This is a genomic window from Thioalkalivibrio sp. ALJ21 (assembly GCF_000378605.1).
Classification (GTDB): domain Bacteria; phylum Pseudomonadota; class Gammaproteobacteria; order Ectothiorhodospirales; family Ectothiorhodospiraceae; genus Thioalkalivibrio.
This window is the reverse complement of the sequence record NZ_KB905155.1, coordinates 1113743-1128456: the sequence shown is the minus strand read 5'-3', so window position 1 is coordinate 1128456 and position 14714 is coordinate 1113743. Positions and strand designations below refer to the sequence as shown.

The following is a 14714-nucleotide window of genomic DNA, read 5'->3' as shown; positions in this document are numbered from 1 at the left end:
AGGCGAGGCCGCTCAGTGGCGGGTCTCGCCATTCCCGGGACCAGGCAGCGGCCCTGGGCCGGGGTGGCCCACGTGAAAGCCCTGGGCGTAGTGGATGCCGATGGACCTGACCGCTTCCAGGATCTCGGCATCCTCCACGAACTCGGCGATGGTGCGCACGTTCAGGTCGCGCGCCAGCGCCGCGATGGAGCGGACGAACGCCTGGTCGCGTGCGTCGTGGACCATGTTGCGCACGAAATCGCCCTCGATCTTCACGAAGTCGATGGGGAAGCGCTTGAGGTAGTGGAACGAGGAGAAGCCCGAGCCGAAGTCGTCGACCGCGAACTGGAATCCCTGCTGCTTCAGATCCAGCACGAACTGCTCGAGCACGGCCATGTTCTTCACCGTGTCGCGCTCGGTGATCTCGAACACCACCTTGGACGGGTCGATGCCATGGTCGTGCGCGAGCTGGCGGACCTTGCCGATGAACTCGCCAATGATCAGCGCGCGCGGCGAGAGGTTGATGAACAGCAGCCCCGAGTAGCCGGAGCGGCTGACCTCGATAAAGGCCTGCTCGATCAGCACATAGTCGAGCTGGTGCATCACGCCCATGGTCTCGGCGACCTCGACGAACTGGCCCGCCGGGATCAGTTCGTCGCCCACGCGAATGCGCATCAGCAGTTCGTGGATAGGGGCCTCGCCGGTGGCGGTATCCATGATCGGCTGGAAGTAGGGCACGATGCGGCGGTCCTCCAGCGCCTCCATGATCATGATGCCGGTCTCGCCCGCCTCGCGGAACACCGCGGCCACTTCCTCGTCGCTCGGTACGCAGACCGCGTTTTTCCCCTCGCGCTTGGCCTTGTACATCATGTTGTCGGCCACCAGGAACAGGTCGCGCGTGTCCTTGCCGTGCCGCGGGTAGGCGGCAATGCCGATGCAGGTGGTGGCCTTGACCCGCGAGCCGTCCGGGGCCGGGAGCGACAGGCCATCGGTGGCCTCGGCCATGTGCGCGGCCAGCTGCCAGGCGGACTGCAGGTCGGTCTCGGGCAGGATCAGCGCGAACTCGTCACCGCCGTAGCGCGCCAGGATGTCCTCGTTGCGGATCGCGCCCTGGATCGTCTCGGAATAGGCCTGCAGGAAGCGGTCGCCAAAGGCATGGCCGTAGCGGTCGTTGATGGTCTTGAAGTTGTCCAGGTCCACGACCATCACCGCAAAGGGGTAGCCGTGCCCCTCGGCACGCTTGATCTCGTAGTTGAACAGTTCCCAGAACACCCGCTGGTTGTACAGGTTGGTCAGCGGGTCGCGGGTCGCGTAGTACTCGAGGTCCTGGGTGTACTTGTAGATCGCTTTCACAGATCCAACCAGATTCAGCAGGGTTGAAAGGATGCTTTCGATCACCACGTGACGGACCGGGTCGCGCACCAGTTCGGACTGCACGCCGATCCCGACCACCCCGCCGATGCGCGGGGTGTCCAGTACCAGTGACTTGGTCGCCAGCTCGATCTGGCGGGGCGAGAGTTCCGGCAGATGACTGGAGGCGTCGGCGACGTTGTGCCGCACGCTGATATTCGCGTCCCGCACGAACTCCTCGGATGCCCGGATGCGATGCGTGGCCAGCCGTTCCACGGTGCGTCGGGTGGCCTCTTTGGGTTCCGCGCGCCAGAAGATCTCCAGCTCGTAGACGTCGTCGTTGGCCTTGAACAGGGTGAATAGGGTGTAGGCATCGATGATCGTGTTGATCTCGGTCAGCAGGACCCCGATGTATTCGCGCCAGTCCCGCACCACGTCCGAGGTGATGATGAACTTGTCCAGCAGCTTCAGCTCGAACTCGAGGATGTCCTTGTCCACCGCGACCGCGCGCAGCTTGCGCACCAGATCGTCGACCTGATCGACGACCTGGTTGAGCTCCACGAAGCCGGTGTCGATCGCCTGCGTCTCGACGTGGTTGAGGTCCTTGATCGCGTTGACTTGAGTCACCTGATCCTGGAACCGGCGCACCGAACGGGTGATGGGCGCCGTCGCCCAGGCGGCGATCAGGGAACCCAGCAGCAGCGTGCCCAGCCCGGTCCCCAGGAAGGTCCAGACGTGCTGGTTGCGCGCCTCGCTGATCGCCGTGCCCAGGTCCTGGCGCACCTCCATCACCCCGAGCACATCGCCGCTGGAGGCATTGCCATGACAGGCGAGGCATTCGTTGCGGGCCCGTAGCGGGAAGGTGTAGCGCAGCTCGCCATTGTCCTGCCGGCTTTCGATGGCACCGGTCTCGAATGCATGCTCGATGCGCTCGTGCCACGCAGGCTGGTCCACGTCGCCGTACAACGCCGAGACCTTCTCACCGCGATAGAAATCCAGCTGCAGCGGCGTGTCCGCCAGCGATTCCTCGATCCCCGCCGAGAACGCCTCCAGCTGCTCGCGGGTCCAGCCCTCGCGCATGATCTGGAACATCGAGGCGAAGGTCTGGTGGGCGATGCCGCTGGCGGTCTGTTCCGCCTGGCGCGCCATCGTGCGTTCATAGATCAGCGTGGAGGTGATATGGACCGTCAGGAACACGAGCAGGGCCACGCCCATGATCGCGGCGACGATGAACAGCCGCAGTCGCAGGGCCCGGCGCGGGGATGCGGGACGTTCGGCGGACATGGGAGCGCCTTCGGGACGAGGTCAAAGGGCCTCGAGTATGAGAGATCTCATACTCATAAACTTTGATCTGGATCACACTGGAGAGCGGCTCGCGCCATGTGGCCCTTCGGCCCGCCCAATCAGGCAGCGTCAGCGCTGCTCGTCGAGTTCCCGAAGGTTCTGCACCATGGTCTCCGGGGCCCGTTCGTGGCCGGAGGGCAGGGTGGCCTCGGGGTCCAGCATCCAGGCGACGAGATCGCCGAAGGTGTCCTCCGCCCGGGTATAGCGTGTGAGCATGTGATAGCCCTCGGGATAGAGCACCATGCGGTGGCCGGGGTCGCCGGTTGCGGCCAGGCGTTCGGCCAGCGCCGCCGTGGGCTCGGGTGGCACGAGGTCGTCCTTCGCACCGTAGAGCAGCAGGCTTGGGGCGGGGAGGGCGTCTCCGGCGCTCAGCGCGCGACCCATCAGCGTGGTCAGCCCGTCCAGGGCGTCGATGCGGGCATCGCGCAGGACCAGCGGGTCATCGCGCATCTGTTCCAGCACGGCCGGGTCATCGGTGGGCCGGATATCGAATTCCGCCGCCATCTCGCCGGTCAGGCGCATGCCGGGGGCAATGCGGGCACCAACCCAGAGGCCAAAACGCTGGTACCAGGGCATCTGATCGCGGCTCCAGACGGCGGGGCCGATCAGGGCCGTCCCGCGCATGGGCGGCAGTTCTTCGCCGCTAGTGGCCAGCAGGGCCACGGCCCCGCCCATGCTCTTGCCGATCAGGTAGGGCGGGTTGTCGGGGTAGCGCTCGGCGAGGATGCGCAGCCCGGTGCGGGCGTCCTCGGCCATCGTCTGGTAGCCCGCCCAGCGGCCGACATCGCGGTTGGCGCCGAAGCCACGCTGATCATAGGCGTAGACGGCGATCTCGTGCTCGGCGAGGGCCTCGCCCAGCGCCGCCATGCTGCCGCCGTGGTCGTTGAAACCGTGCAGGGCCAGCGCAACCCGGCGAGGTTCTTCCGGGCCCCAGCGGTGCAGCGGGAGGCGGGTCCCGTCCGCGGCTTCGAGGACCTCGGCGTCCGGGCGCTCATCCGGGGCCTCGTCCGCGGGCGTTTGTGGCGGACTGCCGGCACAGGCGGCCAGCCAGAAGGCGGCGAGGGCGACCCACCAGGCGCGCATCATGCCGGCCTCACCTGGGCGGCGCCTCGTCACCTTCCTGGGCCTCGCCACCCCGTGGCGGGAGCAGGAATTGCGTCGGGTGCCGGCGCAGGTGCCGGCCGTAGGCCCTCAGTACGCGGTCGAAGGCCCCGATACGCACGCCGCGGGCGCGCAGGGCAACGTACAGGGCCAGGCCAAAGCTGACCCACAGGTTGACCGCGCCGATCAGCAGTACGAATACCAGGAACAGCAGGAAGGTGAATACGCCGATGGACTCGCTGGCGGTCACGTAGCCAAGGTTCGCGGAGGCGAAGGCCACGTGCTGGATGTCCAGCGGCAGGTTCAGCAGGTAGCCGACAAAGCCGGTCATCCCGAGCAGCATACCGAACAGGAAATTGCCCAGCACCGCGCCGTAGTTGTATCCGACCCAGTCGGCGAGGCGGTGGCGCGTGGTGGTGGGCAGCAGCCGTTGCAGCAGCGGATGCTCGCGCAGGCGACCGGGCAGGTCGAGATAGGCGCAACGGTTGTCAAAGAACCCGGCGATCAGGCCGGAGACGAACAGCCAGACTCCGGCGATGGCCGCGAAGAACAGCGCCAGACCCATGATCGGGCGCAGACCATCCAGCAGATAATCCGCCTCGGCGCCCGACAGGATTGGCGTGCCGAAACCCCAGGCCGCGAGGACCCCGATCAGCAGTGCCATGGGGAGTGCCACGCCGACATTGCCCAGCACTGCCGCGAACTGGGATCGGCCCACCCGCACCAGCAGGTCCGCGAGCTTCGAGGCGTCGGCCGTGCCGCGTTCGTTCTCCTCGATCGCGGCCGCCAGTCGCGCGGCGGTCATCGCTGGCTGTTTGGTCGCGACGGTGAAGTGCAGTATATGGATCAGCACGAAGCCCAGGCCGTAGTTCAGGCTGACCCACAAGGCGTTCCAGCCCTCGGACAGGCCCAGTGATTCCACCTGGATCTTGATCAGTGCCATGAAGGCGATGATCAGACCTGCCCCGGCCCCCGAGCGCAGCATCATCAGGTATTCGCCAAGATCGCGGGTGATGTAGTGCTCGCCGGTATCGGAGACACGCTGCGTGATACTGCGCGACACCAGACGGATGTTGTCCTGCCACAGTGCGCGCAGCCCATGGCGGCGGGCACTGGCCGTGACCAAATCGCGGAATACGCCCACCGCGGTGGCGCGCGTATGCGCCTCCTCGCGCGGCTCGAGCAGGTCCAGCAGCTTGTGGATGCGCGACAGCGTCTGGTCCAAGCGCTCCAGCAGGTGGGTCAGCGACAGGCTGCTGCCATGCGTGATCGCGCGCCGACGCAGGCGCAGGATCTGATCCCCGCACTGATCCAGCAGCACCCGTGCGTGGGCGTCGTCCATGCGCTCGTGGCCGGGGTCCTGCAGCCAGGCGCGGTAGTCGCGCACATAGGCGGAGATCTCGCGCTCCTGCGCGACGAAGGCGGAATTGCGCTCGGCAATCGACGGGTCCAGCCGCAGCAACTCCGGCTCCAGTTCCTCGGCCGCGATCCAGATGGAGAGCATCTCCAGGGCATAGAGCGTCTCGCTGCGGGCGCGGTCCAGCACGCCGGGGTGCTCGCCGGACAGGCAGCCCAGCGCTCCCAGCAGGCGTGACCAGGCATCGTCCGGCAGGGCCGATACCCAGATCGCGTCATCGGGGTCGTCGAAGACGTGGTAGAGCACGTCCCGAAGATCCGCGCGGTCCATTGGGTGTGGGTTGACGCGCTCGTACAGGAGTTCCGCCGCCTCGCGGAAGAATCCCTTGCGGGAGAACAGGCCCACGCCGGTGTACAGCGTCAGGTGGCGGGCGTCCTCCAGGCCGGCCTCCAGGCGCTCGCGCAGGCGTTCGCGCACCTCGGGCTGTTCCTGCAGCGCCAGCGTGAGGCTCTCGATTCGGGCAATGACCGGCGCCACGTTGCGGGGGGTGTCCGGGCGCAGCCAGTCCACGATGCGGCGCAGGGTCTCGGCGAGATCGCACTGACTGTCATCCTGCAGGGTGTCCAGCAACTGTGCGGCATCGTCCGGGGTCTGCATAACGCTCCCTGCGCAATCGAAATACCCCATTATACGGACAGCCGGTGCCCGGTCAGCGGCCCCCGGGTTCGCCCGGAACCGTGGTCAGGCCGAATACGTGCCACAGCTGCATGCCGCCGCGATACCACTTCAGCTTGTGCGCGGGGTAGCCGAGATTGGTCAGGGTGCGGATGTTGGTAGGCGACTGGCCACACCAGGGGCCGTTGCAGAACAGCACCAGCGTCTTTGCGTGGCTGAAGTCGTAGAAGTCGCCATCGAACAGCACGCCGAAGCGTTCGGTCAGTAGCTCGCGCACGTCCTCCGGGTCGGCGCCCGAGGCAAAGTGGAGCCGCTCCCAGGGGATGTTGACCGCACCGGGGATGGTGCCGCGGCGATACTCGCGTTCGGTGCGCGAATCGATGATGATCAGATCGTCGCGCACCGGCGTCTGGCGCAGATACTCGATGAACTCCAGTTCACCGAGCGTTTCCACGCCGCGCCCCAGATCCATTGGCTGGATGCAGTAGGGCGGGCAGGCCCGCGACGTCATCTGGTAGTCGAGGTCGAGGGTATTGCAAGGTGTCCTGGTCGCGGTGGACGGTCACGATCTCGCCGTGGTGCAGGACATCGAACTGTTCCAGCCCGGTGGTGATCTTGACTTCGAGTTCGGCGGACAGCGCTAAGGGCATGGCGAGCAGCCCGAATGCGAGAAACGAACAAATCCCGTGTAGCAAGGACCGATCTCGGCGCATGCGCACCTCCCGTCGCGGCAATGCGGGTCAACGCGCGCGATATATTGAACATAGCAGGTGCCGGCTCATCCGGTGCTGTTGATGAGGGTAGTGGCTGCATGAAGGCAACAGTAAGCAGGATGGGCGGGGTCCCGGGTGCAGGCCTCTGGGTATTAGTTTGCTGGTTGCTGCTCATGGGTTCGGCAGCCGCCCAGGCGGAACCCGAATCACGGGTGGTCACGGACGACTCCGGCACCGCTCTCGACGTGAGCGTCTACCCGGCCGACGGTCAGCGTCTGTATCTGTGGCTGCTGCCCCAGGCGGGGGAACACGAGAACCATGACCGGCTGGCGCGCGAACTGGTCGCCTCGGGTATCGAGGTGTGGATGGTTGACCTGCTGGACGCGTATTTCCTGCCCCGTACCAATGAGAGCATGCGTAGCCTGGATGGCGAGGGCGTGGCCGCACTGATCCGCGAGGCCCACCACGAGACGGGCAAGGAGGTGATGCTGGTGGCCTCCGGACGCCCGTCGATCGTCGCGCTGCGCGGCATGCGCCAGTGGCAGCTCGGCGAACCCGACAGCGCCTACCTGATCGGCGCGACGCTGGGCTTCCCCAACTTGATGGTCGACACACCCGTGGCCGGGGCGCCGGCCGAGTACGTGGACGTGGCACGTGCCACCAACCTGCCGGTCTTCATCCTGCAGCCGGAACTGGGGGTCTATCGCTGGTATCTCGACGAGATCCTCGGCGCCCTGCGCGGGGGCGGCAGCCCGGTGTTCGTGCAGATGGTCCCCGAGGTGCGCGACTTCTACTATCTCCGTCGCGGCGACCCCAGTGCCGAGGAGCGCGCCGCGACCGATCAGCTGGCGCGTCAGTTACGTCGGGCGGGCAATCTGCTGGCGACCATGCCGCGCCCGCTCGTGGCAAGCCCGCTCCCGGAGCGCGAGGCGACCGTGGAAGCCCGGCGCGGCCTTGTGGAGCGGGATCACGCCCCGCCGATGGAGGACTTCACGCTGACGGATCACCTGGGGGACGAGCAGTCTCTGAGCGACTATGCCGGGGACGTGATCCTGCTGAACTTCTGGGCGACCTGGTGCCCGCCCTGTGTACACGAGATTCCGTCGATGAACCGCATGGCGGAAAAGCTGGGCGAGGGCTTCGAGATCGTCTCGGTCAACTACCAGGAAAGCGCGGAGCACATCGCCGAGTTCATGGACGAGGTACAGGTCGATTTCCCGGTGCTGATGGATTTCGACGGCCGGGTGGCCGCAGGCTGGCGGGTATTCGCCTTCCCCAGCTCGTTCATCCTCGACCGCGAGGGGCGCATCCGTTATTCGGTCAACAGCGCCATCGAGTGGGACGATCCGGAGGTCATCGACACGGTGCGCGATTTGATGCAATAACGCGGCGAACGGAGCGCGCCCGCGGGATCAGGAGATTTGGGCCTCCCGCGAGCGCAGCCTTGCGTTATTGCCCCTGCTGGTGGTTCTCGACCGCCTGCATCAGGAAGCCCGAGAGATCCGGAAGGCCAAGATCCGGGATCCAGTTGCCGGCCTCGGCCCAGGTCCACAGGCCGATCAGCAGGAACATGCCGGATGCGACAAAGCGCATCGGTGCGGCCGGGATGCGCGCGGCAAAGCGCTTGCCCAGGATCAGGGCCGGGGTGGTGATCAGCAGGATGCCCACGGTGGCGCCCAGTACGACGGGCAGCAGGGCGCCGGAGGCCCCGGCCAGGGTGACGACGGCCAGCTGGGTCTTGTCCAGCATCTCGAACAGGAAGAAGGCGACCGCGGCGGCAAAGAACGCGCTGCGCGCCTTGGGCGCCTGCTCGTCTCCCTCGTCCTCCGGGAACAGGACCCAGATCGCCATGATCAGGAAGGCCGAGCCGACCACCCAGAGGTGCCAGTCGGTGGCGATGACCGCGAACAGCCAGATCCCGACCACGGCGGACAACAGCTGGTTCAGGAACAGGCCGGTGGCCATACCCCAGAAAACGGCCCAGGCACTACGGCAGCGCATGCCGAACACGGCCGCAAGGAACATCGAGCGGTCGCCGATCTCCGCGATGGCCACAGCCACAATGGACAGCAGAAAGAGTTCCATGAATGCAATTCCGGGGCGGGCGGCGCAACGCAGAGCCGGTGACATCGTCATCCGCCGCCCGCCCATGGGCTGTCCTCGCGATCACGCGAGGCGGATATCGATGCCACAGGTCTCGTCAGGCCGCTATTCGAAGGCACATCGGGGTGCCTTCGGACGGGCTGCACACGCCATGGCCCGCGGGCCAAGGATGTTGACGCGTGCCTCCGGCGGTGCCGGAGCGACTACTCCCCTGAGGGTGCGCGAACTATAGCCAAACCGGCCGGAGCCTGTCCACGGTCACCGGCGGGCGGGATCGGCCTGCGGTTTCAGGCCGCCGTTGACCCTGTCCCTTGTCATCCGGGGTGTGCTGTCAGGGCTGGACCGCTCATTCGGGCCGGCGTTGTACCTCCAGACGGGGGCTGCCGATCGTGTGGCATCTGCCGTGGGTGATGGCAATCACCGGGTTTCCGTCATAAACTAGAACGAACGTTCGTTCTAGGGTGCGACATGTCGGCTGCGGTACAGGAAAACCTGCGCGGGGGTGCGCTGCGCCAGCGCGTGCTGGAGACGGCGCTGGAGCTGTTCAGCACGGCCGGGTATTTCAACACCTCGATTCACGACATCCGGCGCGAGGCCGGGGTCTCGATCGGCTCGATCTACCACCACTTCGGCAACAAGGAGTCGCTGGCCAAGGCCCTGTACGACGACCTGCTGGAGCGGATGGATGCCGGCCTGCGCGAGGTGATGGAGCAGCAGCGGTCGTGCCGCGCGCGCTGCGACGGCATCATCGCCTTTATGTTCCGGGCGGCGACCGATGATCCCCGCACCATGCGCTTCGTGCTCGAGGCGCGCCATCGCGAGTTCCTGCCGCACGAGCCGCCGGTGTGTTCGTCGCGACCCTTCCTGCGGATGCGCGAGTGCATCGAGCAGGGCATCGCCTCCGGCGAGCTGCGCCCCATCGAGGTCCCGGTCGCCGCCACCGCGGCATTTGGCGGGGCGATCCGCCTTCTCCACCTGCACCTCGATGGTGTCCTCGAAGAACCCCTGTCGCACTACCTGGCGTCGATGCAGGACGCGGCCTGGCGGGCGATTGCGAGTGATCCGCCTGCGGCCACAAACCACCCCACCAAGGAGACCGAAGAATGAAACTGCTGGCCGTTCTTTCCCTGATCCTGACGCTGTCCGTGGTGTTCCTGTCCGCGCATGCGGAGCCGACCGATGCCCGGGCCCTGGAGGGCGTCGATCAGGGTCGGGTTGTGTTCGACCTGAACAACAACGACCCCGAACTGCTCGCGCTGTATCTGATGGTGATCCGCGAGACCTTCGAGGACCTGACCGAGCAGGGCGTCGAGCCCGACATGATCCTCGCTTTCCGGGGGCGGGCGGTGACCATGCTCAGCGAGGACCGCGAGCGCTTCGAGCTGACCGAGTTCGACCATCTGGATGCGATCGAGGGACATATCGCCGCGCTGAAGGAGAAGGGTGTGCGGATGGAGTCCTGCTCGGTGGCCACGCGGCTGTTCGGGGTCGACCACGGCGAATTGCTGCCTGGCATCGAGCCGGTACGCAACACCTTCGTCTCGCTGACCGGCTACCAGGCCCAGGGCTACGCGGTCATCCCGGTCTACTAACGGAAACACCGATCACCCCAGGAGGAGATGACCCATGCGAAACCGAATACTGATCCTGTTGCTCGCCCTGCTACTGCCGCTTGGCCTCACGTCCACGGCGACCGCAGAAGGCCTGGACAACCGCGAGGCCACCCAAGGCATCGAGACCATGCGCGCGGTCTACGACATGCGCAAGTCCGACCCGGACGTGATGCTGGCCTACCTGCGCGGCATCGCCACCAATCACGAAAACCTGATCAAGGAAGGCGTGGAACCGGAGCTGCGCATGGTGTTTATCGCCGAGGCGGTCAAGTTCATCACCACCGACCCCGAGCCGGAGATCGCGATGGACCACGGCGACACGCTGGAGGAGATCGCGAAGGCCGTCGAACGCCTGGACGAGCTGGGCGTGCGCATGGAGGTCTGTGCCGCGGCCACGCGTGCCTATGGTGTGGACAACGACAAGGTCCTCGATGCGATCCAGCCGGTTCGCAGCGGCTTCATCGCCGTGATGGGCTACCAGAATCAGGGCTACGCGCTGGTTCCGGTCTACTGAGCACCTCCGGGACCTCTCACACGGTCCCTTTTTCGGCCGTCACAGGGATGTGACGGCCTTTTTTGTGCCCATGCCGCGTCAGGCGATGCGGTAGGCCGAGGCCAGGTCCCGCACGCGGGCGGCGATGCCGGCGACGTCCTGGCTGGCCGTGGAGGTCTGTTGCGCGCCACGGGCGGTATCGCCGGTGAGGTCGTTGATCGTGGAGATATTGCGGTTGATCTCCTCGGCCACCGCGTTCTGTTCCTCGGCCGCGCTGGCGATCTGGGTCGTCATGTCGCTGATGCGTCCCACCGCCTGAACGATCGATTCCAGTGCCTCGCCGGCCCGTTCGGCGTCGTGGCTGGTCGATTCCGCCATTTCGCGCCCGCGCCCCATCGCGCTGACGGCCTCCCGTGTGCCGGCCTGCAGAGCCTCGATCATGGCCTGGATGTCCGCGGTGGAGTCCTGGGTGCGGGAGGCCAGGGTACGCACCTCGTCGGCGACGACCGCGAAGCCGCGACCCTGTTCGCCCGCGCGGGCGGCCTCGATCGCGGCGTTCAGTGCCAGCAGATTGGTCTGCTCGGCAATCCCGCGGATTACATCCAGCACCGAGCCGATCTGCTGGCCCTTTTCGTCCAGGCTGCGGACCCTGCCCTCGATGGTCGCAACCTCGCCGGACAGGCGGCCGATCTCCTTGACCACCGAGCGCACGACCTCTCCTCCATCCCGGGATTCCTGATCCGCTTCCTGGCTGGACGAGGCGGCATCGGAGGCATTGCGTGCGACCTCCTGCACGGTGGCGGCCATCTCGTTCATCGCCGTGGAGACCTGTTCGGTCTGCGACTGCTGCTGGTCGACGTTGCTGTTGGTCTGACTGCTGACGGCGGAGAGCTGCTCCGCGGCGGAAGCCATCTGGTCGGTCAGGCCTCGCAGTTCCCGGATCGATCCCTCGAACTGCTCGAGCATGCCGTTCAGGGCTCGGGCCGTGGCGCCGATCTCGTCGTCGCTCCCGACCTCGACCCGCTTCGAAAGGTCATGATTCGCCACGATCGAGGCAAGGGTCTCGCGCATCCGTGATACCGGGGTGGCGATCGCGCGGTAGGTCCATGTGCCGATCACGACGACCGCAATCAACACGATCAGCAGCACAATGCCGGTGCGCAGGAGTACCTGGCCGTAGACCTCCGAGACACGCTCCGCCTCCATGCCGGCGACCTCGATCTGCAGGTCGACAAGTTCGGTGATGCGGTCGCTGATCGGGTCGATGGTTTCGTACAGTGGGCCGTTGAACGCGCCCAGTTCGCCTTCAACGTTCCCCGTCATGCCGGACAGGGCCCGTTCCAGGCGGTCGAGATCAGCATTGGCCGCCCGAAACTCCCCAATCGCGGCTGTGGCCAGCTCGTCCTCGCGGGCGGTGAGCGTGGTGGCCATGTAGTGCTCCCAGAGGTCGTTGATCTCGGCGCGGGCTGCGCGGACGCCTTCCAGGGCCTCTTCGGCGGACATCAGGCCGTTGTCGGCCTTGTTGACCGCATCGATCACCAGAACCGCGTAGTTGTCCGCGATGGTCTTGAGCTGCTGCAGCGGCACGACGCGGTCGTCGTAGATGCTCTGTACCCCCTCCTCGATGTTCGCGATGCCGCGCGCCGCCATCAATGTAACCAGCAGAAGTGCAAGCACCGGGACGATGATCGTGATCACCAGCCGGGAACGGATGTTCAGCGAGCGGGGCATGGGCAAGTCCTTTGTAGGGGGCTCGCCCCGAAGCGAAAGTGCTCGGGGGCAGAGGGGTTAACGGCAGGATCTCGCCCGTATTGAGTGGTTCGCCGGGGGGTGGGACGACATCGGGTCGCCCAGAGGGGGAATGCCCGGCGGTTATGGCGTCAGGACTTTCTGGCTAGAAGATCGGCGAAGCCGTGATTGACGTCGCGATGGCCGGCCTCGTCTTCGCGTACGGCGCGAATGACATCGGACAGGCGTGCGTCCTCCGGCAAGTCCCAGTACTGGATGGCGCGATCCGGTGCCGGGATGTTCTCGATCGCACCGGTTTCCACTTCCTCCAGGTAGTCGGTATAGCTGATCACGGCTTCTTCCTCGAAGTAGCCGACGATCCGGTGCGCGGTGCGCGGGGAGACCACGTAGATCAGGAAGTACAGCGTGTAGAAGAAGCCCTGCGCCAGGATGATCAGGAGCCGCTCCAGCCAGTTGGGCGAGGCGATCTCGATGAAGGTGAGCAGGTGCATCCGCTCGTTCTCGGCCTCGTCCATCAGGGTGCGGATCCAGCCGTGGTCGTCCTCCATGCGGCGCAGCGAGCGCAGATGCTGCAAGGTAGCCCCGACCATGCCGGGGACCCCCGCGACGGTTTCCAGCACCACGGCGCGGTGCCCGTAGCGGCGGGCAAAGAAGGTGTCGGCGAACAGGCGCATCATGGATGTGAAGGCGCGTGCGACACGGTCGGAGAAATCGCGCGGCTCGTGATGGCGACGCAGGTCCGTTTCCTGGTTGATGCTCATACAGGCTCCCGGGCAGGGCGCAAGAACATGAATGTCTTGTCTCGAGAGTAGAGCCAGCCACCCGCACTGTCGTTCCGCCGTGTCACAAAAATGCGCTGTTTCGCGCGGTGCAGGAGCGTCTGGCGTTGAGCTTCGGGGCCGCTGCGTTCACAATACGCCCCTCTATTCTCCCGTGTGCGCGAACAAGCCGGCGGTTTTCTGGCGGCTCAAATTCGTGTGTGCGGATTCCCGCGCGGGCCCGGGCCGCGCCGCGCGGGGGCTAACGGGGTCTTTCCCTGAGCGAATCGATGATCAAGCTGCGCACCTACGTCTACATGGATTCCCTCCAGCCTCAGCTGGCGGAATACATGGCCACCGTCTCCCAGGGCTTTCTGCCCGTGCCGGGGGACGCGTGCCTGTGGGTGGAGGTGTCGCCGGGCATGGCCGTGCACCGGCTGACGGACGTCGCGCTGAAGGCCACCCGGGTGCACCTCGCGCAGCAGGTGGTGGAGCGCGAGTTCGGTTCCATGGTGATCCACCATCGCGACCAGAGCGATGTGCAGGAGGCCGGTCGTGTGCTGTTGCAGCGCCTGGGCGCGGATCAGTCCGAACGCCAGCCCTGCCGTATCCCGTGGCAGGAGACGATCCGCGGCATGACGCCGGATCACACGGTGCTGATCAACCGCCAGAACCGGCGCGGCAACATGATCCTGCCCGACCAGAGCATGTTCATCCTCGAGGCGGAACCGGCCGGCTACATCATCTATGCGGCCAATCAGGCGCTGAAGGCCTCCCATGTCTCGCTGATCGACGTGCGCGCGGTGGGTGCGTTCGGCCGCCTGACGCTGGCCGGCTCCGAAGCGGACATCGACGAGGCGGCGCGGGCGGCGATCCACGCCCTGCACAACCCCGCCGGTACATAAGATGCACCGCGCGCAACTGCTCGAGCTGCTCGCCCATCACCAGACCCCGTTCATCGAGGAAGCCGGCTTTGTGCGCCGCGCACTGGACTTCGTGCAGGCCCATCCGGACTGCTTCCACTGCGATCTGTTGCCGGCACATGTGACTGGCTCGGCCTGGGTGGTCAGCCCGGACCGCGAACGCGTGCTGCTCCTGCTGCATGGCAAGCACCACCGGTGGTTCCAGCCGGGCGGGCATGCCGACGGCCAGTCGGACATCCTGCAGGTCGCCCTGCGCGAGATCCACGAGGAAACGGGCCTGGCGCGGGAACATATCCACCTGGTGGCCGAGGACGTCTTCGACCTCGACATCCACACCATCCCGGCGAGCCCGCACTTCCCGATGCACGAACACATCGACGTGCGCTTTCTGCTGGAGATCGACGACCGCCTTCCGGTCCCCGGCAGCCACGAGTCGCACGACATCCTCTGGGTACCGCTGCAGCACGTCTCGCGCTACAACAACAGCCGTTCCCTCTGGCGCATGGTCGAGAAGACCCGCCGCATGCGCACCTGGCTGCACACGCATCCACGCTGA

The 14714-nt window shown here is 66.2% G+C and carries 12 protein-coding genes, 1 pseudogene and 1 riboswitch; of the genes and pseudogenes, 6 read left to right on the top strand and 7 right to left on the bottom strand.

All coding sequences use genetic code 11. From position 1 onward, the window contains the following. Positions 1 to 12: 12 nt before the first annotated feature. The 4 genes and pseudogenes from F579_RS0105270 to F579_RS14600 form a co-directional block, all read right to left on the bottom strand. Positions 13 to 2613, bottom strand: a complete 2601-nt coding sequence (locus F579_RS0105270; protein ID WP_019025115.1) for a bifunctional diguanylate cyclase/phosphodiesterase — start codon at positions 2611 to 2613, stop codon at positions 13 to 15. A gap of 129 nt (positions 2614 to 2742) precedes the next feature. Continuing rightward, positions 2743 to 3759 carry an alpha/beta fold hydrolase gene (locus tag F579_RS0105265; protein WP_019025114.1) on the bottom strand — a complete coding sequence of 339 codons (1017 nt, stop codon included), beginning with the start codon at positions 3757 to 3759 and terminating at the stop codon, positions 2743 to 2745. A 7-nt stretch (positions 3760 to 3766) separates the two neighbouring features. Then, a complete protein-coding gene (locus F579_RS0105260; RefSeq protein ID WP_019025113.1) occupies positions 3767 to 5788 on the bottom strand; it encodes a site-specific recombinase in 2022 nt (673 codons plus the stop codon). Positions 5789 to 5840: 52 nt separating this feature from the next. Further along, positions 5841 to 6456 (bottom strand): annotated as a pseudogene (locus F579_RS14600) (rhodanese-like domain-containing protein). 275 nt (positions 6457 to 6731) lie between these two features. Here F579_RS14600 and F579_RS0105250 point away from each other — a divergent pair. Further along, positions 6732 to 7904 (top strand): TlpA disulfide reductase family protein, encoded by a 1173-nt coding sequence (locus tag F579_RS0105250; protein WP_019025110.1) that lies wholly within the window; start codon positions 6732 to 6734, stop codon positions 7902 to 7904. 64 nt (positions 7905 to 7968) lie between these two features. On the opposite strand, the gene F579_RS0105245 is transcribed toward F579_RS0105250, so the two are convergent. Continuing rightward, entirely contained in the window at positions 7969 to 8604 is a 636-nt protein-coding gene (locus F579_RS0105245; protein WP_019025109.1) for a TMEM165/GDT1 family protein, read from the bottom strand. Between the two features lie 117 nt (positions 8605 to 8721). Further along, positions 8722 to 8839: riboswitch (yybP-ykoY riboswitch) on the bottom strand. A 251-nt stretch (positions 8840 to 9090) separates the two neighbouring features. On the opposite strand from F579_RS0105245, the gene F579_RS0105240 reads away from it, so the two are divergent. Genes F579_RS0105240 through F579_RS0105230 form a run of 3 tightly spaced genes read left to right on the top strand, consistent with a single transcriptional unit; the run spans position 9091 to position 10749 of the window. Next, positions 9091 to 9729, top strand: a complete 639-nt coding sequence (locus F579_RS0105240; protein WP_019025108.1) for a TetR/AcrR family transcriptional regulator — start codon at positions 9091 to 9093, stop codon at positions 9727 to 9729. After that, complete coding sequence (locus F579_RS0105235) at positions 9726 to 10214, top strand: DsrE family protein (protein WP_019025107.1); 489 nt, start codon at positions 9726 to 9728, stop codon at positions 10212 to 10214. Before F579_RS0105240 ends, F579_RS0105235 begins: the two co-directional genes overlap by 4 nt. A 34-nt stretch (positions 10215 to 10248) precedes the next feature. Next, entirely contained in the window at positions 10249 to 10749 is a 501-nt protein-coding gene (locus tag F579_RS0105230; protein WP_019025106.1) for a DsrE family protein, read from the top strand. A 78-nt stretch (positions 10750 to 10827) separates the two neighbouring features. On the opposite strand, the gene F579_RS0105225 is transcribed toward F579_RS0105230, so the two are convergent. Both F579_RS0105225 and F579_RS0105220 read right to left on the bottom strand, forming a co-directional pair. Beyond that, the gene (locus F579_RS0105225) at positions 10828 to 12459 is read right to left on the bottom strand and encodes a methyl-accepting chemotaxis protein (RefSeq protein WP_019025105.1); all 1632 of its coding nucleotides are present in this window, start codon (positions 12457 to 12459) and stop codon (positions 10828 to 10830) included. 149 nt (positions 12460 to 12608) lie between these two features. Then, the gene (locus F579_RS0105220) at positions 12609 to 13238 is read right to left on the bottom strand and encodes an alternative oxidase (protein WP_019025104.1); all 630 of its coding nucleotides are present in this window, start codon (positions 13236 to 13238) and stop codon (positions 12609 to 12611) included. A 287-nt stretch (positions 13239 to 13525) separates the two neighbouring features. Here F579_RS0105220 and F579_RS0105215 point away from each other — a divergent pair, with 287 nt between their 5' ends. Both F579_RS0105215 and F579_RS0105210 read left to right on the top strand, forming a co-directional pair. After that, complete coding sequence (locus tag F579_RS0105215; RefSeq protein ID WP_012983033.1) at positions 13526 to 14140, top strand: microcompartments protein; 615 nt, start codon at positions 13526 to 13528, stop codon at positions 14138 to 14140. 1 nt (position 14141) lies between these two features. Continuing rightward, positions 14142 to 14714 (top strand): NUDIX hydrolase, encoded by a 573-nt coding sequence (locus F579_RS0105210; RefSeq protein WP_019025103.1) that lies wholly within the window; start codon positions 14142 to 14144, stop codon positions 14712 to 14714.